Origin of the sequence: Acetobacterium wieringae, from assembly GCF_023700225.1 — a bacterium.
GTDB lineage: Bacteria > Bacillota > Clostridia > Eubacteriales > Eubacteriaceae > Acetobacterium > Acetobacterium wieringae.
This window is the reverse complement of sequence record NZ_CP097897.1, coordinates 305,000-328,939: the sequence shown is the minus strand read 5'-3', so window position 1 is coordinate 328,939 and position 23,940 is coordinate 305,000. Positions and strand designations below refer to the sequence as shown.

Here is a 23,940-nt window from a genome sequence, read left to right as displayed (position 1 = left end):
TAAAGATTTACCTTCTCCATAAATAAAATCGATTAAATTGCGAACTTTAAAATACTAGTTTATTACAGGAAAGGAATACTCATGAAACCATCACAATGCCTTGAAGAAATCGCAGCCTTTAAATCTGCCTATAAAAAAAAGATTGAAGAAGTATCCGGCGAATATCTTTCCGAGTCATCAGTCCTTGACCAGTACCAGGCTTTAGCCGAAATTGTCATGGATAAAATAGCATCCCAGTGGGCAAAAACGAGATCTCAATACGATGAGATCCCCCACAAGCGGGTCTATCTCTTTTCCATCGAATTTTTGATTGGCCGGCTACTCAAAGCCTATGTCAACAGTCTGGACATGGAGTATACGGTCAAAACTGCCATGGCTGAACTGGGCCTTGATTATGAAACGATTCTTAGTCAGGAAACTGATCCGGGTTTAGGAAATGGTGGATTGGGACGATTAATGGCCTGCTTTTTAGAGTCTTCGGCCACCCTGGGATTTCCCTTTCATGGCAATGGCATCCATTATAAGCACGGTCTTTTCGAACAGAAAATTATCAATGGTGAACAGGTTGAAGTGGCCGATAACTGGCTACGACACGGTTATCCCTTTGAAATCAGAAAACCCAATGAGTCCGTTGTTGTAAAGTTCTATGGTAATCTTCATTCTGAAAAAGTCAATGGGGTGCTGACCTTTGTGCATGAAAACTACGAACCAATCTTAGCCGTCCCCTACGACATCCCCATTAAAGGATACCACAATAATACCGTCAATTCGTTACGGTTGTGGAGTGCAGAACCGATTGAAGAGTTCGACCTGCCCAGTTTCAACGAGGGGCAATTCCTTGATGCCGTCCGTCATAAATCCGAGGCTGAGGCAATTACTCAAATTTTGTACCCCAATGATAACAAGTTTGATGGTAAACAATTGCGTTTGAAACAGGAGTACTTTTTTGTCTGTGCCGGTTTAAAACGGATGATTACACGTTTTAAACGATATAACAACAATTGTTTGGATGATTTTGCCGAAAAAATCTGTATACACATCAATGATACCCATCCCGCCCTCTGCGGCCCTGAAATGATGCGCATTTTTATGGACGAAGAAGGATTAAGCTGGGACGATGCCTGGAAGATTACGGTCAACTCACTGACCTTCACCAATCACACCGTGCTGCCTGAAGCCCTGGAAAAATGGCCGGTGGACATGATGAAGTTTCTACTGCCGCGGATCTATATGATTATTGAAGAAATTAACCGCCAATTCCAGGAAGATTTAAGAATAAAATCGGGACTTAATGAACTGCAAATCAGTTCATTATCAATCATTCAGGACGGTCAAGTCAACATGGCTAATCTGGCCATAATTTGTTGCCACTCCGTGAATGGTGTTGCAGCCCTTCACAGTAAAATTTTAAAAGAGGAAACCTTTAACGGTTATTACAAGCTCTTTCCCGAACGTTTCCGTTCTGTTACCAACGGGGTTACGCCCCGTCGTTTCCTGATCAACAGTAACACGGGTCTGCGGGATTTGATTACTGAATCCATTGGTACCGACTGGATCAATAATCTTTATGCCCTTGAAAATCTGATGAATTTTAAAAACGATGCCTCGTTTGTTGAGCGGTTCAATCACATCAAACTGGAAAATAAAATTCATTTATCCAACCATATCAAAAAGAACAATCATATTGATGTAAACCCCGAATCGATTTTTGACATCCAGGTCAAGCGCATTCATGAATACAAACGACAGCTTCTGAATGCTTTACAGATCCTCCATTTGTATAATCATTTAAAAGCAAACCCCTATTTGGAAATCGTCCCCCGTACCTTTATCTTTGCTGGCAAAGCAGCCCCGGGATACTATTTTGCCAAGGAAGTTATCAAACTGATTAACGCCATTGCCAGCCTTGTCAATAATGATAAAGATATCCGGGATCAGATCAAAGTTGTCTTTCTGGCAAATTTCAACGTTTCTTTAGGTGAAATTATTTATCCTGCCGCCAATATTTCCGAGCAGATATCGACCGCTGGAAAAGAAGCATCTGGCACCGGCAATATGAAATTTATGATGAATGGCGCTGTTACCTTGGGTACCATGGATGGTGCCAACATTGAAATTCATGAGGCCGTCGGTGATGACAATATTATCACCTTTGGCTTGTCCGCTGATGAGGTTTCTCATTATCAAAAGAACGGCGGTTACAGTTCAGTCCAAATTTATGAGAATGATGAGCGAATTCAAAAAATCATGCATCAACTGATTGACGGTACCTTTGGTCACCTGGCTAGTTTCCAAAGCATTTACGATTCCCTGCTCTTGTATAATGACACCTATTTTGTTCTAAAAGACTTTGACTCTTATGCCAATGCTCAGGATCAAATCAATAAGCTCTATCAGGATAAAAACAAATGGTTTGAAATGTCTCTTTGCAACGTAGCATACTCCGGCCTATTTTCCAGCGATCGCGCAATCCTGGAATACCAGAAGAATATTTGGAAGACACTGTAGATTATGCCCCCTCCTTTCCCTTTTTTAAAGAAACCCCGACCGGATTTTAATCTGGTTGGGGTTTCTTTATGGTCTGCCATTTTTCTTTCTAAAATACATTCGTCTTAAACGGTTCCTAAGGCTCCGCTGTGCTGCGCCTTCGTCGCGTCAGTCGCCAGATGGCTCCTTCCTTAAAAATATAAAAAGAGCCTTCGTCTCAAACGGCTCCTAAAGTTACTGCCATCTAATGAATCCGTGCAACTCCGTCGCAGCTATCGCTGCGCCTCCGTTTGGGTCTTCGCCCCATAAAAAAATAGATTCATAATGAAAGATATTAAGTATCCTTATATCTTTCTCATAACTTTACTGCCGTTTACTCGCTCATGCGACGAAGGCGTAGCTAGCGCTGCGCCTTCGTCGCGTCAGTCGCCAGATGGCTCCTTCCTGAAAATATAAAAAACTTTCATCTCAAACGGCTCTTAAAGTTACTGCCGTCTAATGAATCCGTGCAACTCCGTCGCAGCTATCGCTGCGCCTCCGTTTGGGGCTTCGCCCCATAAAAAAATACAGACATAAACATTGATTTCCAAGTGAACTTGAATCAATATTTATGTCTGTATTTTTGCACGACTTCATTAAAAAAAAATCCCGCAACGTCCTATCCTCCCAGGCAGTTGCCCACCAAGTACTTTCGGCGCTGGAAGACTTTACTTCTGTGTTCGGTATGGGAACAGGTGTGGCCCTTCCGCCATCGTCGCGAGATTAATTAACTATTTAATTATTATTGCATTTTCAAGTGTCTTTTATGATCACGCAGTGATCATTCAAAACAGCACAGTGTATAAATTCTTGGATCAAGACCTCGGTCGATTAGTACTGGTCAGCTCCATATGTTGCCATACTTCCACATCCAGCCTATCTACCTGATCGTCTATCAGGAACCTTAACCATTTCTGGTGAGATATCTTATCTTGAGGGGGGCTTCGTGCTTAGATGCCTTCAGCACTTATCCCTTCCAAACTTAGCTACCCAGCTATGCTCCTGGCGGAACAACTGGTGCACCAGTGGTTTGTCCGTTCCGGTCCTCTCGTACTAGGAACAGCTCCTCTCAAATATCTAACGCCCACGACGGATAGGGACCGAACTGTCTCACGACGTTCTGAACCCAGCTCGCGTGCCTCTTTAATGGGCGAACAGCCCAACCCTTGGGACCTGCTTCAGCCCCAGGATGAGACGAGCCGACATCGAGGTGCCAAACCTCCCCGTCGATGTGGACTCTTGGGGGAGATAAGCCTGTTATCCCCGAGGTAGCTTTTATCCGTTGAGCGATGGCCCTTCCACTCGGAACCACCGGATCACTAAGCCCGACTTTCGTCTCTGCTCGAGATGTCTCTCTCGCAGTCAATCACCCTTTTGCCTTTGCACTCTAAAAGATGGTTTCCAACCATCCTGAGGGTAACTTTGGGCGCCTCCGATACTTTTTAGGAGGCGACCGCCCCAGTCAAACTGCCCGTCTGACACTGTCCGATGACCGGATTACGGCCACTCGTTAGAATTCCAATAGTACAAGGGTGGTATCCCAAGGATGGCTCCTTCGAAACTAGCGTCCCAAATTCTTTGCCTCCCACCTATCCTGTACGTGTACTACCAAAACTCAATGCCAGATTGCAGTAAAGCTCTACGGGGTCTTTCCGTCCTGTCGCGGGTAACTCGCATCTTCACGAGTACTACAATTTCACCGGGTGTGTTGTCGAGACAGCGCTCAAATCGTTACGCCTTTCGTGCGGGTCAGAACTTACCTGACAAGGAATTTCGCTACCTTAGGACCGTTATAGTTACGGCCGCCGTTTACTGGGGCTTAAATTCGCACCTTCGCTTGCGCTAAGCACTCCTCTTAACCTTCCAGCACCGGGCAGGCGTCAGCCCCTATACATCATCTTTCGATTTAGCAGAGACCTATGTTTTTGCTAAACAGTCGCTTGAGCCTCTTCTCTGCGGCCCCCCTTAAGGGGCACTCCTTCTCCCGAAGTTACGGAGTCATTTTGCCGAGTTCCTTAACAACACTTCTCCCGCTCATCTTAGGATTCTCTCCTCGCCTACCTGTGTCGGTTTACGGTACGGGCACCCTCTCTCTCAATAGAAGCTTTTCTTGACAGCGTGAAATCAGCGACTTCCCTACTTATTTTTCGTTCCCCGTCACGCCTTGGCCTTAAGAACCGGGGGATTTGCCTCCCAATTCAGCCTTGACGCTTGGCCCAGCTTTTCCAACCGCTGGGTTCGCTTATCCTTCTGTGTCACTCCATCTCTCAAACAATTAAAGGTGGTACAGGAATTTCAACCTGTTGTCCATCGCCTACGCTTCTCGCCTCGGCTTAGGCCCCGACTTACCCTGAGCGGACGAACCTTCCTCAGGAAACCTTGGGCTTTCGATGGTGAAGATTCTCACTTCACTTTCGCTACTCATGCCAACATTCTCTCTTGTCTTGTGTCCACCTAACCTTACGATTAAGCTTCGCCCTCAAGACATTGCTCCCCTACCACTATGGTAGTACCATAATCCATCGCTTCGGTGCCAGATTTTAGCCCCGTTCATCTTCGGCGCACAACCACTCGACCAGTGAGCTATTACGCACTCTTTAAATGTGTGGCTGCTTCTAAGCCAACATCCTGGTTGTTTGTGCAGTTGCACATCCTTTCCCACTTAATCTGGACTTGGGGACCTTAGCGGATGGTCTGGGCTGTTTCCCTTTTGACTATGAGACTTATCTCACACAGTCTGACTGCTGTATATAAGTGTATGGCATTCGGAGTTTGATACGGTTCAGTAAGCTTTACGCCCCCTAGCCGATTCAGTGCTCTACCTCCATCACTCTTCTTTACAACGCTAGCCCTAAAGCTATTTCGGGGAGAACCAGCTATCTCCGTGTTCGATTGGAATTTCACCCCTATCCACAACTCATCCAAGCCTTTTTCAACAGACACTGGTTCGGACCTCCACTTGGTTTTACCCAAGCTTCATCCTGGTCATGGATAGATCACACGGTTTCGGGTCTACAGCATGCAACTTGTCGCCCTATTCAGACTCGGTTTCCCTGCGGCTCCGTACCTGAAGTACTTAACCTTGCTACATACCGTAACTCGTTGGCCCGTTCTACAAAAAGCACACCGTCACTTGCGCTCCGGCTGCTTGTAAGCACAGGGTTTCAGTTTCTATTTCACTCCCCTTCCGGGGTTCTTTTCACCTTTCCCTCACGGTACTTTCCGCTATCGGTCAATCAGTAGTATTTAGCCTTGGGGGGTGGGCCCCCCATCTTCCCACAGGGTTTCACGTGTCCCGTGGTACTCGTCGATTACCCACTCACTCTATTTTCACTTACGGGGATCTCACCCTCTTCGTCCGGCCTTCCCATGCCGTTCAGCTAATAAAGTAAATTTGTTGTAATCCGGGCTCTTCCTCTTTCGCTCGCCGCTACTCAAGGAATCGATGTTTCTTTCTTTTCCTCCGGGTACTAAGATGTTTCAGTTCCCCAGGTTCCCTCCATAACGCTATGTATTCACGTTACAGTGACTGGTCTTCTACCAGCCGGGTTTCCCCATTCGGATATCTGCGGATCAACGGTTATGTGCACCTTCTCGCAGCTTTTCGCAGCTTGTCGCGTCCTTCATCGGCTCTGATTGCCAAGGCATTCACCCTGTGCTCTTTTCTTCTTGATCCTAAAATTACGTTTCTAATGTTGTTAACATTTTGAAATTGTATTTCATTTATTTATACACTATGCTGTTTTCAATGATCGTTTGGACGCCTACCACTGTTTGGGTATTTATCCCGCTAAAAAATGCATCCGAGGATGCCTTCTTAAGCTTTTTTGTATGAACCAGTCATACAAAAGAAAATAGTACCATGACTTCCTGTATTCCCTAGAAAGGAGGTGATCCAGCCGCACCTTCCGATACGGCTACCTTGTTACGACTTCACCCCAATTACTGACCCCACCTTCGGCAGCTGGCTCCTTGCGGTTGCCTCACTGACTTCGGGTGTTGCCAACTCTCGTGGTGTGACGGGCGGTGTGTACAAGACCCGGGAACGCATTCACCGCAGCATTCTGATCTGCGATTACTAGCAACTCCAACTTCATGCAGGCGAGTTGCAGCCTGCAATCCGAACTGAGATCTGTTTTAAGGGATTAGCTTCACCTCGCGGTTTCGCAGCCCTCTGTTCAGACCATTGTAGCACGTGTGTAGCCCAGGTCATAAGGGGCATGATGATTTGACGTCGTCCCCACCTTCCTCCGTGTTATCCACGGCAGTCTGCTTAGAGTGCCCAACTAAATGATGGCAACTAACCACAGGGGTTGCGCTCGTTGCGGGACTTAACCCAACATCTCACGACACGAGCTGACGACAACCATGCACCACCTGTCTCTCTGTCCCCGAAGGGAAAGTCTGATCTCTCAGATTGTCAGAGGATGTCAAGACCTGGTAAGGTTCTTCGCGTTGCTTCGAATTAAACCACATGCTCCGCTGCTTGTGCGGGTCCCCGTCAATTCCTTTGAGTTTCAACCTTGCGGTCGTACTCCCCAGGCGGAGTGCTTATTGCGTTAGCTGCGGCACTGAGTCTCCCCAACACCTAGCACTCATCGTTTACGGCGTGGACTACCAGGGTATCTAATCCTGTTTGCTCCCCACGCTTTCGCACCTCAGCGTCAGTATTTGTCCAGCAAGCCGCCTTCGCCACCGGTGTTCCTCCTAATATCTACGCATTTCACCGCTACACTAGGAATTCCACTTGCCTCTCCAATACTCAAGTCTTTCAGTTTCAAATGCATGTCACCGGTTGAGCCGGTACCTTTCACATCTGACTTAAAAAACCGCCTGCGTGCCCTTTACGCCCAGTAAATCCGGACAACGCTTGTCCCCTACGTATTACCGCGGCTGCTGGCACGTAGTTAGCCGGGACTTTCTTCTTGGGTACCGTCTTTTTTCTTCCCCAATAACAGAGCTTTACGATCCGAAAACCTTCTTCACTCACGCGGTATTGCTGCGTCAGGGTTGCCCCCATTGCGCAATATTCCCCACTGCTGCCTCCCGTAGGAGTCTGGACCGTGTCTCAGTTCCAGTGTGACCGTTCGCCCTCTCAGACCGGTTACCCATCGTCGCCTTGGTGGGCTGTTATCTCACCAACTAGCTAATGGGACGCGGGTCCATCCTATGGCACCGGAGCGTTTAACAGCAAAGCCATGCGACTTCACTGTATTATAAGGCATTACTCCCAGTTTCCCGAGGCTATTCCTTTCCATAGGGCAGGTTACCCACGCGTTACTCACCCGTTCGCCACTTTCTAAGATTTCATTCCCCCGAAGGGTCATTCCATCTCGTCTCGTTCGACTTGCATGTGTTAAGCATACCGCCAGCGTTCGTCCTGAGCCAGGATCAAACTCTCAATAAAAAGTTTGTATTTAAAGCCGTTAGGCTTTTAAATGCTGTCTCATTTTGAATAAAGCGTATTTTATACTCTACCGAGTTAATGTTTTATAGAGTTCATCTCTCTGTTTCTATTTAGCCTCATTCACCCTCGCGGATGTTTTGGCTGTTTTACAGGTTTTATGGTACTATTCTCTTTTCTATGACCGTTGCCACTCCGTCGTTTTTTCAGTGTTTCCGACTGAAGAAGCTTTTCTATTATATCGTCGTTTCTTGTGATTGTCAAGCTGTTTTTTGAAATTCTTTTAAGTTCATTTCAATGTTTCAGCTGTGTCCGCTGCCTCACTCGAGACAACTTCATTAGTATACGCTCTTTTCACCCTCCTGTCAACTAGTTTTTGAAAGTTTTTTCATGTTCTCTGTTATGTCCTACTCACAGTTATTGGGAATTCAAAAAAGGAACCTGAAATCAATTGATTTCAGGTTCCTTAGTATAATGAAGTTTTAACTATTTACTTTCTGCGACCTTTGCTTCTTGAATCTCCAGACCCAACACCTTGCTGACGGATTTGTAAACAACAAAGGTAATGACTGAATTGATTCCAGCTTTGATCAGATTAAAGGGAATAATGACTGGGATAATCATTGGTAAAACTGCCTCCACCGGAATTCCCAAAAATATCGGTGTGATGGCAATGTTCCATAACGCCATGGTTATTGTCATCGTGACCGTACCCAATGCCAAACCGATGATTGCACCTTTTCTGGTTCTGTTTCTTTTGTAAATATTTCCGGCTACCAATACAAAGGATCCAGTTGCGAAAAAATGCATCAGAATTCCAATAATCCCGCTAGCCGAACTAACGGTCACTCCCTGCAAAACACAAACAACAGCAGTTAGAATTAGACCACCTAAAGGGCCAAACATAAATGCACCGATAAAAATAGGAATATCGGCTGGATCGTACTCCAAAAATGGCGCCGCCGGAAAAATCGGAAAATGAATCAGGTAAACCAATAGTATGGACATTGCCGCCAATACTGCCATCTGGGTCAATTGTTTTGTCTTGATTTTCATAAAAATCCTCCTTCAATTGTCTGTCCAGTCAACTTAAAAAGCCCTTGAAAATTTCTTTTCAAGGGCTTTGCGCGTAAAATTGTACGCCATTTCTTTCATCCGGACTATACCGTCGGTTCTGGATTCTAACCAGATCGGCCTTTCGGCTCGTGGACTTATCGCTTTTACGCATCACCACCGGTGAGGACTTACACCTCGCCCTGAAACAGACTATTTATTTATTTAATTATATACCCGCTTGAATTTCTTTGTCAATGATAATTTTTAGCCCGCACTAACTAAACATCTTTTTCTTGAATAGCACAAAGGCGGCTACTCCGGTACAGGCAATCGAAATCAATACCACACTCCAGAAGTTGGGAATTGGCAACCCTTCAACGTTCATTCCGAAAAAACTGGCAATCATCGTTGGTATCGCCATTAAGATTGTTAATGAGGTTAATATCTTCATCACAATATTTAAATTGTTTGAAATAATCGATGCAAAGGCGTCCATGGTTCCGCTGAGAATGTTGGCATAAATATTGGACATCTCAATAGCCTGCTGGACTTCAATCAGCACGTCTTCTAACAGTTCTTTATCTTCTTCGTAAAGCTTAATAATCCGACCCCGTTCCAGTTTTTCCAAAACCCCCTGGTTGGCTTTCAGGGATGTCGAGAAAAACACCAGACTCTTTTCTAGATCAAGAAGTTGAATCAGTTCTTTGTTTTTCATGGATATGTGCAATTGCCGCTCAATATCGGTACTCATCCGATTAATGTGGCGCAGGTAAATCAAAAACCGACTGGCCACTCGGTAGAGGATTTGGAAGATAAAACGGGTTTTCAAATTAGTGTGGACATTTTTTACTCGGCCTTTGGTAAAATCATCAATAAGGGTGTTTCCTCTTAAGCAGACCGTAATAATATTATCAGCGGTTTGAATGATCCCAACTGGGATGGTGGTGTAAAGCACCAATTTGGTATCTTTTTCAATGACTGGAACGTCAATGGTGATTAGTGCCTGATTATTATCTTCCAGCTCCACCCGGGAAATCTCTTCTTCATCCAGGGCAGCTCGCAGAAAATCTGGTTCCACTGCTAATTCTCTGGTAATAAACTGCAATTCTTCTTCAGTTGGATTAACCATGTTGATCCAGCTGTTCTTTTCAATGGTTTCAATTTCTTGAATCTTACCATCAATTGTTTTGTAGATTTTGATCATTGCTTTCCTCCTTTTATTAAGAGCAGCCCATGATCCGTAAGATATTTTGGGCGCTCAGTTTTTGTTCATTCTGTTTTATACGCTTCTCTCCAGGGTCTGCGTCCATCCTATCTCACTCCTTTTTTCGAATTTGCACCAATGATAAACCATTTGTCAACTTTACCTGTGGTTCTTTGGTTAAAAAATAAAAAACTCCTCTTTAATGGAGGAGATTTTCGCACAGCAAAAATAATGATTCCTCCATTCGTTGAGTTTTGGCACTATACAGCATAGGGCATTGCCCAACTGCATTAAGTAAAACCTTAATTCGATAGTACCTGTTGACCCATTGGCATCTTTCGATGTTTCCGGGCAGCAGCCATATCTGTATAGGAGCCTCACCTAACAAAAGAAACATTTTATTTATTATTATTCCAAATTAACTATATCTTTTTATCTCACCGTTGTCAATGATTTTTAAGATAAGCCGCTATAAATTAACCCTTTGACCATGTTGCCAATTATAGCTGACTCTGCAAAAAAAAGAATCTGTATTAAACAGATCCTTTTAACCGATCATTCTATCTAAATTAATTAAGAAGCACTATGCTTTTTTCGATAAACGACCACGCCAATAATCACCAAAACAACCACAATAGCCCCAATTATTCCGGCTACACCGGCGATTAACCAGGGATTGGGCGAATCCGGTTGAACAATATTTACCCGAACGGTGGCCACTGCACTTTTGAAATAATTATTGCCTTTATATTTGACAATAACTTCCTGCTCACCAACTGCTCTGGTATAATCAAGCTCGATATCATCCCGATTGAACTCAATTTTATTATTGTTATCATCCACTACTGCAACGCACAGATCCTGATATACCGCATCATCGAGATTTTTGGTATTATCATCGTATTCTACACTGGGCGGATTTTGGGAAACAATCAGCGAACTGTCATCTTTACTGGTGATGGTTACTGTTTGAGTAGCCGTACTGCTGTTAAACTGATCCGTCCCCTTATATTTTACCGTCACCGGCTGCTCACCGGGCACCCGGTTATAGCTCAGTTCGATGTCGGTGGTTGTAAAATTAATTGCCTTACCTTTGCTGTCAACGACCTGAATGGTCAATGCTTGATAAACAGTAGCATCCAATTTTCCTGAATCAGTGGTATAGGCCGCTTCAATCGGCGGTTTGGCCAAATTAATAGAGGTGTTTTCTTTAGTTGGTGCTGGTGGATCCACCTTCCCGGTAATTTCAACATTTCCGGTGGCAGTGCTTGGCGAAAACTGATCGTTGCCCTTATATTTTACGGTTACATCCTGTTTTCCCGGAGCCCGGTTGTAGCTCAAATCAATGTCAGCTGCCGTAAAACTGATTTTGTTGTTCCCCGCATCAACAACCACGATACTCAAGGCCTGATAGACAGCTAAATCCAGTTTTGCCGAATCGCTGGTATAAGCGACCGCTGGGGGCTTCGCAGCAACGGATACCTTACTATCCTGTTTTCCGGTGATCTGAACTGTGGCATTAACCTGGCTCGGATTGTATTGTGAGTTTCCTTTATAGGCAACGACTACATTCTGGGTTCCCACCGCATGATTGTAGGTCAGGGTAATATCACTGGGGGAGAAGTTTACCTTATTGGAATCCCCATCTACCACTTGGATAACCAGATCATCATATACTGCCTTATCCAAGGTTGCCGTATCTGCGGAATATCCCACTGCTGGTGGATTAGCTTTGAGCACTAGCCGGGTATCTTTTTTGGGCACATCATTGATAACAATCGTCCCCGTTGCATTGCTGGTTTCGTACTGATCATTCCCCTTATAGGTAACCGTTATTTTTTGTGTTCCAACCTGTCGATTGTAATCAAGACTGATATCATCGGCAGTAAAAGCGATTTTATTCGAATCACCATCGACAACCACGATGTTCATCGCTTTGTATACCGCCTTATCCAGCTCATCAGCATTCGTGTTAAACGTCACCGAGGAGGGCGAACTGGCTATCGATACGGTCGTCGCCATTTTTCCATCAACCTCCGCCCAAATGCCCATGGGCAGCAAGAGCAGAACCAATACTGCCATCAATCCGGTTCGCCAAAACCGTCTGCCTGATTTTTCATTATTCATTTTCGTTTCCTTTCCAACTGATTAAAATTCGTTTCGTTTATTGTTTTATTACCATTTATTTTATCACATAATTGCTGTAAACGTTTCTTTTTTCTGTCTGATTCACTTTCTTTTCTGGCTTTATTCAATTCATGACACAAAAAAAGATCTGCCCTCTCCAACAGATCTCTTTCTTTACATTCTATTTTACACTAATCCATTTTTGTCAGCCGATTCTTGCCAAAGAAAATGGCTCCAGCAATCAGTAAAAGTAACAGTAGCGCAATACCCATATAGGGTACCGGCGATTCTTCTTCTTTTTCTACCACACTATTCCCGCCATTGCTGTAATCATTACCCCCATAGACCGCAACCACATCTTCTTTCTTAATAATTTCAAATTTATCTGCATTATCGGCCAAACGAATGCGATAGTTGGAATTATTCAAGCTTCCCAGCAAAACATCGTAGGTGCCAACCGCCTCTCCGGCTTCCCGTTCTAATGCGCCATACATCACATCATTCCCATATAAACCTTTAACAAAACCATCACCTGAATCATCCTGCCAAACCGTATACGTTAGTGCCGGATCTGCTTCGCCCTGAATTTTTGAAACATAATTTGGAATCACTGTTACTGAGGCTGGGGTAATAGCATATTTACTCTTGGAAATAATCGTTTGACTATAAATTGTATAGTTGTCGGAATTCGTTCCGTTTATTCCTGATAAGTAAAATCCTCCGGTTGCCCAGACATAATAATTGCCCACGTCTTTTTGCTGAGTATTCACGTCCCCGTAATAGGGATAAAAATTTTCAGCTCCAAAGGCGCCCAAATCCTCCCCCCGGATCAGATCCGTTTTGTTGACAGTCAGTTTATAATCATGAAGGTTTGGCGTCCCATCATAAACCTTATCCTGACCGACAAGGAAAACCTCCACCGGTTTTGGTAAAATACCTGCTACCAAAGATATATCAATGCTTGATAGTGGCTTTGTTCCCTGATTTTCATCAACAATAATATAATTTTTGGCCTTGTTGCCAGCGATTGTGATTTCTTTTAAAATAACCAGATTGGCAGTCGCCGGTTTAACATCTTTAAATAAAAAATTGGCAGTTCGATAATTAAATGCCACCTTATTTTTATCTGCATCAACAACGCCACTATTCCCTAAACCCTTCAGCGCAACTTCGGGCACACTGGTATTGCCGTCATAAATCTTGGTAATCGGCTTTTCGGTGAAGAATTGTGACGTTTTAAGCTCAATGGGCTTTATTTTAATTTCTTTTTGATTATCAATTTTTTGATAGTTTTCATCGCCCCGATATGCCGCAAATACCATATAGGTACCTGACTCTGACGGTGGAATCGTTGATAATGGATATGCTTCGCCATTTGACAAAATCCCTTTGTAAGTGATCTCGATTCGTTCAAAATCAAGCTCAGGCCCATCGGGTGCTGGATTAACAGCTGCCAAAACCTGGGGATTTCCAGTATAAACAACATCGGTAGAGAAGACAATCACTGGCGTTAATGGGCCTTGCTCAGTTTGGTCTTCCGCCAGAATGCCGATTGGAAAGCACGCACCATTCAAAATGATCGTCAAGACTAGGCATATAAACAGCCTGATTCTTTTGGTCTTTTTCATTGGATACTTCCTTGTATTATAAATTATCTCAATATCTTAGATACTCATTTCCAATTATACCGATTTGCAGCACTGTTCACAACGAAACCCGATCATTGTTCGTTTAGAATTTACTTTGTTGTTATTTGTTTACAATCATTACATAAAAAGAACAAATTAAAACCCACCTTTACAGCAGGTTTTAATTTGGGTTGTCTATGCAATTTCCAGTTCATCACTGTCGCTGGTTTTCGGTTTTTTTAAGATCCTGAGCATCAGCATACAGGCTACCGATCCGGCCACCAGGGCAATGACGTAACCAAACGGGTTTCCCACCAGCGGAAAGACAAAGATTCCGCCGTGAGGGGCCATTAGCGTACAGCCAAAGAACATTGATAATCCTCCGGCCAGAGCCGAACCGACAATACAGGAAGGAATCACCCGGAGGGGATCTTCTGAGGCAAAAGGTATCGCACCCTCGGTGATAAAGGATAGACCCATGACATAGTTTGCCAGGCCCGCTTCCCGCTCTTTTTTAGTGAAACGATTTTTAAAAATGGTGGTAGCCAGGGCAATCCCCAGTGGCGGAACCATACCACCTACCATCACCGCTGCCATAATATCAAACTGACCAGTAGCCAACGATGCCAAACCAAAGGTATAAGCCGCTTTGTTAACCGGCCCCCCCATATCAACGGCCATCATCCCCCCAAGGACAATACCCAAGATAACTTTGCTGGATGTACCCATGCTGTTTAACCCCGCACTGAGCGCCGCATTCAGGGCCGCCACTGGTGGGTTGATGATAAAGACCATCAAGGCGCCAATCAGTAGAATACCAAAGAAGGGATAAATCAATATCGGCTTAATCCCTTCGAGGCTGGCTGGCAGTTTAGCGAACACTTTTTTGAGTCCCAATACCAGATAGCCAGCGGCAAAACCCGCCAATAAGGCCCCCAGAAAACCGGCACCGCCAGTGTTCGCCAACATTCCCCCGACAAAACCAACAGCCAGAGCCGGTCGATCACCGATACTCATGGCGATGTAACCCGCTAAAACCGGCAACATGAAAGCAAAAGCCGTCCCTCCCACCTGCATCAGGAAGGCGGCAAATGGGGTATTGCTTCCGAATTTTGACGGATCAATGCTGTAGTCATCGAACAAAAAGGCCAATGCAATTAGAATCCCGCCACCGATAACAAAGGGCAGCATATGGGAAACGCCATTCATCAAATCTTTGTAAATTTTCCGGCCGACACTTTCTTTTTCGCCACTCCCACCAGTATCTTCAACACTCTGGACACCACCTGAATAGACTGGCACCTTTCCTGCCAGAGCTTCTTCAATAAGCTCCTGGGGTTTATGGATTCCCCGGGCAACATTGGTTTGAATCACTGGTTTGCCATTGAAACGGCCCATTTCGACATTTGTATCGGCAGCAATAATGATGCAATCGGCCGCTTTGATTTCCTCGGCGGTCAGCTGATTTTTGACGCCACCGGAACCGTTGGTTTCCACCTTAATGGTAACCCCCATCTGTTTGGCCTTATTTTCCAGGCTTTCTGCTGCCATATAGGTGTGGGCGATTCCCGTGGGACAAGCGGTAACTGCCAGGAGCTGATAGTTTTTGGTCATTTCCGGGGTTTTGGCCGCTGCTGGCGCACCATACTTTTCCTGTTCCTTTTCATCGATGAGTTTTAAAAATGTTTTCACATCCGCTGATGCAATCAGCTTCGTTCGGAATTCTTCATCCATCAAAATGGTGGATAGCCGACTGAGGACTTCCAGATGCAGGGTGTTTGCCGCCTCCGGAGCCGCAATCATGAAGAAGAGATAGGCTGGTTCACCATCTAATGCCTCAAAATCAGTTCCATCCCGAACAACCATGGCGGACAAACCGGCATCCTTCACCACCGGCGATTTACCATGAGGAATTGCAACTCCTTCCCCAATACCGGTAGATCCTTCTGTCTCCCGGGCCATTACCGCTTTTCTAAAGACCTCTGGATCGGCAATATTTCCGGTATTTGCCATTAGTTGCACTAACTTTTGGATGGTTTCTTCCTTGCTGGCTGGTTTTCCGGCCAGATCAATACCCTTTTCTTTTAATAAATCAATAATCCGCATTTTTTCTTGCCCCTTCGTTTTTATGTGATAATTCATCCAACAACTTCATGACTTCTGCTTTGGTCGCCAAGGTTTCTGAAAATGCCGATGCACTTCCGGTTACCACGCCCATCCGGAAGGCGTCCTGCAGATCCTGACTTTTAAGATAACCGGCAATAAACCCAGCCACCATCGAATCGCCTGCACCAACGGAGTTTTTGACAATCCCTTTGGGCGGCTTCATTTCATGAACCTTGCCGCTTTCATCCACAAGAATGGCACCTTCTCCAGCCATCGATACCAACACATTTTGTGCACCCATTTGCTGCAATCGTTTAGCGTAAAGAATAATATCTTCTCGTTTGTTCAAAACAACCCCAAACATTTCCCCCAACTCGTGGTTGTTCGGTTTAATCAAAAATGGCTGGTATTTAACCACCCGAAGTAGCAGTTCACCGGTAGCATCCACGACGATTTTGACCCCACGGTTTTCTAATAATTTCATGATGCTTTCGTAGGTATCTTCAGGCAAAGCGGCGGGAATACTGCCTGCCAAAACCAGAATATCACCTTTTTCAATGGATTCCAGCTTTTTAAACAGCTCCCCAAGTTCTTTCTTACTGATGTCGGGTCCCTGCCCGTTGATTTCACTTTCCTGGTCGGCTTTTATTTTCACGTTGATTCTGGATATACCTGATTTTATTTTCACAAAATCGGTATAGCATCCAAAATCTTTGATCCGCCGTTGAATTTCTTTGCCGGTAAAACCGCCAATAAAACCCAAGGCGATATTTCTGATCTCCAGGTTTTTTAAAACCATCGACACGTTGATCCCTTTTCCGCCCGGATAGAGTTGCTCCCATTCACTGCGGTTGACCTCCCCTTCCCGAAAGGCGTCCAACCCCACAATGTAATCCAGAGACGGGTTAAAGGTTACCGTAAAAATCATCTGCCATCCACCTCCCAAACCTTTGTGTATTTTTTATAGCTCTCACTCCCCAGCCTGGTTGTGATAATTTCGGCTTGTTCCAGTTTACCAAAACTCACTGGCGCAATCAGATTAAATTTCGACGGATCTGCCAGTACATAGGCTGTCTTACAGCGGCTGAAAGCTTCCCTTTTAACCTGGGCCTCGGTCGGGTCTGGGGTGCTGTAACCAGCTTTCCGATCAATCCCATTGGTGCCAAAAAAACCTTTTGAAAAATTATATTTGCCCAGACAATGAAGGGCCTCACTTCCCACCACGGCGTCAGTGATGGGTTTTATTTCACCACCGACGATAATTGTCCGACACCCCTTTTTAACAAGTTTTGCCGCAATAACCATCCCATTCGTGACATATACAGCGCCGCTTTCATTGATAAAATCAACCATGGCTTCCGTTGATGTTCCGGCATCGATATAAACAAAATCATTTTTTTCAATCAGTCCCGCACTGAATTTGCCAATTGCTTGTTTTTCATCGCGATGATGGTCTTCCCGGAGTTGAAGGTCAAAATCAGCGGCTGCAAAACTGCCGTTTATCACCGCCGCCCCGCCATGAACCTTTCGTAGCTTTTTCTTGTTGTCAAGGGTGGTCAGATCCCGGCGGATTGTTGATTCCGAAATCTTTAGGGTCTCCGACAATTCTAAAACTGTAACCACGCCTTTTTCTTCAACCATTTGCAGGATTTTTGCCAGTCGTTCTTCAATAATCATCCTTAATCACCTCTTTTTCTGAAGCTTATCACCATTTTCAGCCATTGTCAATCATAATAAATCAGTTTTAGTCAAAATAAATCATATTTGTGCATGATATCCATTTTTTGTCATCTATTTTGCTTTTGTTTATTACTTACCCATTTTTTCTCAATACTAAAAAAAGATAGCATCAGATTCTGATACTATCTTTGTGAACTTTTTATCGTCGGACCTATTCTGCCATTGGTAAGATGATGGCGGCTTTAAATAGGTCACCATCGATTTCCAGTCTCAGCTCACCCTGCTGGATCGTCATCAGGTCTTTGGCAATGGCAAGTCCCAAACCGCTGCCTTCACTGTTTCTGGTTTCATCACCCCGTTTAAATCGTTCCATCAGTTCCTCGGGAGAGATATTGAGCGGTTGTGCCGAGACATTTTTAAAGACCACTATTCCAGTTTTGTCGGCATCACATTTTGAAAATTCAATATACACCCGGGATTCTTTTTGAGCATATTTTAGGATATTAAAAAGCAAGTTTTCAATCACCCGCCAGAGCAGGCGGCCATCTGCCGTTACCACAAAAAGATCCTTAGGATATTGGGTAATAAACTCCAGTTGGGAATTGCCAAGTTCTTCTTCCATTTCACCCAAACCCTGGGTCATCAGCATTTCCAGATCAACCGCCTGGAACTCCACTTCAATGTTACCCGATGACGCTTTAGCAGCTTCAAACAAATCATCTGTCAGCACCTTGAGTCGGTGCGCCTTGTTTTCCAGAATCTCCAAGTACTTCTGCTTTGCCTCTGGATCGAGGTTTCCATTTTTTAACAAATCGATGGAGGTAATAATCGAGGTCAGTGGGGTCCGGATATCGTGGGACACATTGGTCAGCAGCTCGGTTTTTAACCGCTGGCTTTTTACTTCTTCAGACACTGCCAATGAAATGCCATCGCCAATGGCATTAATCCCATCCGCCAGTTCACCTAAAGCACCATCATAGCCAATCAGTTTATAGTCAACCTCACCATTTTTTATGCGTTCCAACCCTTCCAGAATCCCATCATATTTTTTTGCTTTTATTCCACCCAAATAAAGCAGATATATAATGCAAATAAAGGAGCAGACACCAAGAATCGGCACCTGAACCGACAGTGCCAGAACCACCAGCAGAATTGCCCAGAACATCAACCGTTTAACTGTCGGCGAGCCTTTCATGACATCATTGTAATAGACAGCCAGTTTCTTGAACTGGTTTTTAATAAATCCCCATCCCTTTTTGATCAGTTTCAAAAATAACAATCGCTCCCCAAAACGGCGATCTTTTAAAATTCGCACCAATGACAGTAGAAAGTTTAACCCCAACGCTGCCCCGACAGCAAAGAGCATCAGCATAACCACCCGCGGAAAATTCTGATCATAGAAAAAGACAATTGCGGCAACGACCAGGGTTTCCACCACCAGCAATAATAAAAAGTGGGCGTCAATCCAGAACGCATCAATCGGCAATAGCTGGACTCCCTCGTTGTCTTTTTTGCGGCCGGCCGAAATACAGGAAAGCAGCATACCGATCGCCGCAAGAATTAGCGACACGACAAAGATACTCATTAGCCACAGAAATTCTTGACGTTCAGCCTGATACAATACTTCCCGCTCCGCAATATAGGCATCATCAAATCCAATGATGACCTGAAAATCCGGTTCAACAGCGTAGTCTAATGGTTCGAATTGATCCATCTTAGGCAGTGTCGAGGAAATCGCCCCCTTGTTATAGGTGAAATTCACCCGTCGTTTAAGCAAATCATCCGGATTAGCGTCTTTAGGCTGACTGTTTGTGACCCCTTTGCTGTTAATAACGTAGGATAACCCCTGGGTTTGCTCCAATTCTTTTTTTAGTCGTTCATACTGAAACAGCCCCTCGTTAATCAGTTGTTTTTTTTGGGCCTCGAGCTCATCGGCGTAAGGTTCCCAGAAATCAGGATCAGTGAGCATCTCCGATTCGGTTGAGACACCCATTTCGTCCGGATCATTAAGATCCAACTCCGCTAAGATATCCCATTTATAGGCTTCCATCGCTGCAGGATCAATGGCATTTCCAGCCCGGATATTTTCTTCGCTCTGATAGAAATTATAAACCTGATCGATATGATCGTAGGCGGTCAGAACTTTATTTTGCAGTTCTGCACTCTCCAAATAATTATTGGTATTGGCCAGATAATCCCAATTAAACCAGTAGGCTTCAAATAGTGCACCAAAACTGATGGTGACCAATACGACCGTCAAAAATGAACAGGTGATTTTAAATTTCTGATCAGTCCAGATAGTTTTCAATTTTGTAGCCAATGCCCCACACCACCTTTAGATATTTTGGTTCTTTGGGATTTATCTCGATTTTTTCCCGAATCCGCCGAATATGCACCGCCACCGTATTGTCCGAATTGTAAGCGGGTTCTTCCCAGGCATTCTCGTAGATCTGATCAATCGAAAAGACCTTGCCTTTTTCCGACATCAAAAAATGCATGATCTTGTATTCTACCGGCGTTAGTTTCACCTCTTCACCATCCACTGTCAGTCGTTTATAGTCATCCTCCAGCACCAGGCCGCCGGTACGGTAGGTTCCCACTTTTTCGGGGCAACCACCGAGGGTGTTGTAGCGTCGTAATTGCGACTTGACCCGGGCGATGACCTCCATGGGGTTAAAGGGTTTGGTTATGTAATCATCACCACCCATGGTCAAACCCATGATCTTGTCATTATCTTCAGTTTTAGCCGATAAAAAGATAATTGGGATATTTTTGGTTTCTCTTATTTTCATCGTTGCCCGTAGCCCATCCATCTCCGGCATCATCACATCCATAATAATTAACTCAATATCTTCTTTTTCCACCAGTGCGATGGCTTCTCTTCCCGTATAGGCTTTTAAAATCGCATAGCCTTCGTTTTTTAAATAGAGCTCCAGGGCTTCAACGATTTCTTTTTCATCGTCGCAGATTAAAATACTCATTTGCAAGCTTCCGCCTTTCTGTTTCATCTTGGTCTAACTTTAACACAAACTTCTGTCAAAAAAACGCTGAATTTCCTTAACAAATTCTTACGATCAAACCCGACTCAACGTTTCCCCAATCAAACCGCAAAAAGGGCAGCATTCCAATGGATTGCTGCCCTTAAAAATGTTTTAGATTAAAAATTTAATGCCTTCTGGTTTGTTCTTGTTGGAAAACTCAAAGCCCTGCTGAATGGTATTTTCAATCATTTCACCATCTAAATTCATCAGTCGGAACAAATTCCGGATAAAAAAGTAAATCATCGCTCGGCTGGTAAATTTGATGTTCTTTTCATAAAAATCAATAAACAATTCTTTGCGGGCCCCATATTCGGAACGGGCGATAACTTCCAGATCGGCCTCGATATAATTCTTATTGAGAAAATCCAGACAGGAGCGATTGAGAGTGTTGGTAATGTTGGTTCGTCCATGAGGATTGACATTTTTTACCAGTACTTCATAATACAACGTTTTGTTATGCTCATCATTTAATATCGCTTCATAATACAGCACCAGGGCATAACAATACTTGGTATAAAGGTTGAGATTCTCCGAAACCGATGAAACATAATCATACAGTGCTAAAAAGAAGACATTGTAGATATCGGTGATCATATCATCTTTCTTTTTATAATAATAGGTAATGGTTCCCAGCTTGACATCGGCGCGATCGGCGATGTCCTGAATACCGGTTTTGTTATAACCATTCTCATAAAATAAAATCTTTGCGGTTGTAATAATATTACTCTTTGTTTGGGTTCCTTTTCTTGACGTTGCCATGGTTTGCCTTTCCTGTATCAATCATTTTCTTAGTTACATTTAATTCATACCTTTGATCTTACGAAAAGTTTTGCGGAATGTCAATAGGAAATTTATAAATATTTCTAATTTACCCTCACCCGTTAAATTATTTCAGCAACAGCGTTTCCCGATCCAACAGATTTACCTCGGCAACCTTTTCCAGAGTTTCGATGGCCTTTTGCTGCACATCATCATCCACCCGGATGATGATTATGGCATTGTCGGTTTTTTTCGGCAGAAACGAATAGGCGTAAACAATATTTATTTTTGCTTCAGTCAGGGCATTCACCAGGGTGCTTAATCCGCCGGGATCATCAGAAATCTCCGCCGCCAGAACCGGGGTCACCGTGCTAATGATATCATTTTTCTTAAGCACCTCAATCCCTTTTTCGGTTTCCTGTAAAATCAGTCGGACGATCCCAAAATCGGTGGCATCGGCAATATTCAGAGACCGGATATTGATCTTATTTTCGGCCAGAATTTTCAATATATGATTCAGTCGGCCTTCATGGTTTTCGATGAAAATAGAAACTTGTCGTATCATTTTTTCTCCTCCTAAATTTTTCTAAGATCCACAACCCGTTGGCTTTTCCCTTCGCTACGGGGCAGGCTTTTCGGTTCGACCAAAGCCACCTTGGTACTCACGCCAATGGTCGATTGAATCCGATCCCGGATCCGTTTTTCCAGGTTCTCCAGATTACTGATCCGATCCGAAAACAGCGCTTCACTGAGTTCAACCTTAACTTCCAGGGTGTCCAGAGAACCATCCCGACGCACCACCAATTGATAATGGGGTTCGACTTCCCCAATTTCCAGCAAGACACTTTCAATCTGAGTTGGGAAAACATTCACCCCACGGATAATCAACATGTCATCGCTGCGCCCCTGGAGGCGGTTGATCCGCAGATGAGTTCGGCCACAACTGCAGGGTTCGGCAATAATCCGGGTAATATCCCGGGTACGATACCTAAGAATCGGAATCCCTTCTTTGGTAATAGTGGTGATCACCAATTCCCCCTGTTCGCCATAGGGCAGTACTTCCAAGGTATTGGGATCAATGATTTCCGGAATAAAGTGATCTTCCCAGACGTGCAGCCCTTCCTGACATTCGCATTCGATGGCCACTCCCGGTCCCATGATTTCCGATAAACCATAAATGTCATAGGCTTTGATTTTGAGTTTTTTCTCAATATCTTTGCGGATGTTTTCTGACCAGGGTTCGGCACCAAAAATACCGGCTTTGATTTTTAAAGTTTCCGGATCAATCCCCGACTCCGCCAGCACCTCTGATAAATAAATAGCATAGGACGGGGTACATGTCAAGACGGTGGAACCAAAATCCTGCATAATCATAATTTGCTTGGCGGTGTTCCCGCCGGAGATCGGAATAATTGAGGCACCCAGTCGTTCGGCCCCATAATGAACACCCAAACCACCGGTAAACAGCCCATAGCCATAGGCATTCTGGATCACCGAGTGCGGACCAGCTCCAGCTGCCACCAGACAGCGAGCCATCAACTCCGACCACATCGCGATGTCATTCCGGGTATAACCAACCACCGTCGGTTTACCGGTGGTGCCGGATGATGCATGGATTCGGACGATCTGTTCCAGAGGGACGGTGAAAAGCCCATACGGGTAATTATCCCGCAAATCAACCTTGGTTGTAAAAGGCAGCTTTTTAAGATCATCCAGGGAGCTGACATCCTCTGGCATCAGACCTTTTTCCTGAAATTTATTGCGATAAAACGGGACATCGTGATAAATCCGATTGACCATTCGCTTTAATCGTTCCAACTGCAGCTCCTGCAGTTTTTCTCTTGGCATGCATTCGTAGCTCTTATTCCAATACATTTTTTCCTCCAAAATTCTCTTTAATTTAAAATCGGAACGCTTGTGGTTATGGGTGTGAAATTCAAGATGCACGTGCTGTGGCATCTTTATGATTAGGGAGTGCCTTACTGTTTACCTGTAAACAAAGTCATCATTCCAGCCTTTGTAAAATAAAAAGACCCATCCTTATTGAAAAGGACGAGTCTGACTCGCGGTACCACCTAATTTGATTATTAACTAATCCACCTTTTTAGAACACGACCAACATTAGCCCCGTTCTTCCTATTTTAACGATGAGGGACACCGGATTCGCCTAATGGTGATACGAATAAATTACTTCACTCATGAATGTTCAGCCAATCAACTCCTGAGGGAACTTCATCAACATCATTGCCATTGGTTTCCAGCGCTACCAACTCTCTGAAGACTCTAATGAAAATTACTTTCCTCAATCACAGTTTTTAATTATTTCAATTATTATATTACTAACCTTAAAATAATGTCAAGAATTTTTTAGATCCGTCTGTTCAGGCCTATATTTGCAGTCTATTTAGC

13 protein-coding genes, 3 rRNA genes, 2 riboswitches and 1 other annotated feature are annotated in these 23,940 nt (G+C 44.3%); of the genes, 1 reads left to right on the top strand and 15 read right to left on the bottom strand.

Going from position 1 to position 23,940, the window contains the following annotated elements; translation table 11 throughout:
- Nucleotides 1–81 precede the first annotated feature (81 nt).
- On the top strand, nucleotides 82–2,508 hold the full coding sequence (locus CHL1_RS01565) for a glycogen/starch/alpha-glucan phosphorylase (protein ID WP_250934439.1): 2,427 nt from the start codon (nucleotides 82–84) through the stop codon (nucleotides 2,506–2,508).
- Between the two features lie 624 nt (nucleotides 2,509–3,132).
- Here CHL1_RS01565 and rrf read toward each other — a convergent pair.
- The 15 genes from rrf to CHL1_RS01490 form a co-directional block, all read right to left on the bottom strand.
- A 5S ribosomal RNA gene (gene rrf / locus CHL1_RS01560) occupies nucleotides 3,133–3,249 on the bottom strand.
- A gap of 88 nt (nucleotides 3,250–3,337) precedes the next feature.
- A 23S ribosomal RNA gene (locus tag CHL1_RS01555) occupies nucleotides 3,338–6,201 on the bottom strand.
- Between the two features lie 208 nt (nucleotides 6,202–6,409).
- Nucleotides 6,410–7,933: ribosomal RNA gene (locus CHL1_RS01550) — 16S ribosomal RNA — on the bottom strand.
- Together the 16S, 23S and 5S rRNA genes form the textbook arrangement of a ribosomal RNA operon.
- A gap of 483 nt (nucleotides 7,934–8,416) precedes the next feature.
- Nucleotides 8,417–8,986: an ECF transporter S component gene (locus CHL1_RS01545; RefSeq protein ID WP_070371525.1), complete on the bottom strand. Its 570-nt coding sequence runs from the start codon at nucleotides 8,984–8,986 to the stop codon at nucleotides 8,417–8,419.
- Nucleotides 8,987–9,069: 83 nt separating this feature from the next.
- Nucleotides 9,070–9,198: riboswitch (FMN riboswitch) on the bottom strand.
- A gap of 62 nt (nucleotides 9,199–9,260) precedes the next feature.
- Nucleotides 9,261–10,190, bottom strand: coding sequence for a magnesium transporter CorA family protein (locus CHL1_RS01540; RefSeq protein WP_070371526.1), 930 nt, complete (start codon nucleotides 10,188–10,190; stop codon nucleotides 9,261–9,263).
- 232 nt (nucleotides 10,191–10,422) lie between these two features.
- A riboswitch (M-box (ykoK) riboswitch) is annotated at nucleotides 10,423–10,586 on the bottom strand.
- Between the two features lie 177 nt (nucleotides 10,587–10,763).
- The gene (locus tag CHL1_RS01535) at nucleotides 10,764–12,317 is read right to left on the bottom strand and encodes a hypothetical protein (RefSeq protein WP_250934438.1); all 1,554 of its coding nucleotides are present in this window, start codon (nucleotides 12,315–12,317) and stop codon (nucleotides 10,764–10,766) included.
- Between the two features lie 191 nt (nucleotides 12,318–12,508).
- On the bottom strand, nucleotides 12,509–13,945 hold the full coding sequence (locus tag CHL1_RS01530; protein ID WP_250934437.1) for a YDG domain-containing protein: 1,437 nt from the start codon (nucleotides 13,943–13,945) through the stop codon (nucleotides 12,509–12,511).
- A 195-nt stretch (nucleotides 13,946–14,140) separates the two neighbouring features.
- Nucleotides 14,141–16,051: a PTS fructose transporter subunit IIABC gene (locus tag CHL1_RS01525; protein WP_228880883.1), complete on the bottom strand. Its 1,911-nt coding sequence runs from the start codon at nucleotides 16,049–16,051 to the stop codon at nucleotides 14,141–14,143.
- Nucleotides 16,038–16,979 carry a 1-phosphofructokinase gene (pfkB, locus tag CHL1_RS01520; protein WP_250934436.1) on the bottom strand — a complete coding sequence of 314 codons (942 nt, stop codon included), beginning with the start codon at nucleotides 16,977–16,979 and terminating at the stop codon, nucleotides 16,038–16,040. The genes CHL1_RS01525 and pfkB overlap by 14 nt, the downstream gene beginning before the upstream one ends.
- Nucleotides 16,976–17,728 (bottom strand): DeoR/GlpR family DNA-binding transcription regulator, encoded by a 753-nt coding sequence (locus tag CHL1_RS01515; RefSeq protein ID WP_070371531.1) that lies wholly within the window; start codon nucleotides 17,726–17,728, stop codon nucleotides 16,976–16,978. The genes pfkB and CHL1_RS01515 overlap by 4 nt, the downstream gene beginning before the upstream one ends.
- Nucleotides 17,729–17,942: 214 nt before the next feature.
- Entirely contained in the window at nucleotides 17,943–20,051 is a 2,109-nt protein-coding gene (locus CHL1_RS01510; RefSeq protein ID WP_250934435.1) for a sensor histidine kinase, read from the bottom strand.
- On the bottom strand, nucleotides 20,020–20,712 hold the full coding sequence (locus tag CHL1_RS01505) for a response regulator transcription factor (protein WP_070371533.1): 693 nt from the start codon (nucleotides 20,710–20,712) through the stop codon (nucleotides 20,020–20,022). The genes CHL1_RS01510 and CHL1_RS01505 overlap by 32 nt, the downstream gene beginning before the upstream one ends.
- 171 nt (nucleotides 20,713–20,883) lie before the next feature.
- On the bottom strand, nucleotides 20,884–21,531 hold the full coding sequence (locus CHL1_RS01500; protein WP_070371534.1) for a TetR/AcrR family transcriptional regulator: 648 nt from the start codon (nucleotides 21,529–21,531) through the stop codon (nucleotides 20,884–20,886).
- Nucleotides 21,532–21,658: 127 nt separating this feature from the next.
- A complete protein-coding gene (locus CHL1_RS01495) occupies nucleotides 21,659–22,096 on the bottom strand; it encodes an ACT domain-containing protein (protein WP_070371535.1) in 438 nt (145 codons plus the stop codon).
- 11 nt (nucleotides 22,097–22,107) lie between these two features.
- On the bottom strand, nucleotides 22,108–23,406 hold the full coding sequence (locus CHL1_RS01490; RefSeq protein WP_070371536.1) for a phenylacetate--CoA ligase family protein: 1,299 nt from the start codon (nucleotides 23,404–23,406) through the stop codon (nucleotides 22,108–22,110).
- 170 nt (nucleotides 23,407–23,576) lie between these two features.
- Nucleotides 23,577–23,850: a binding site (T-box leader), on the bottom strand.
- Nucleotides 23,851–23,940: the final 90 nt, after the last annotated feature.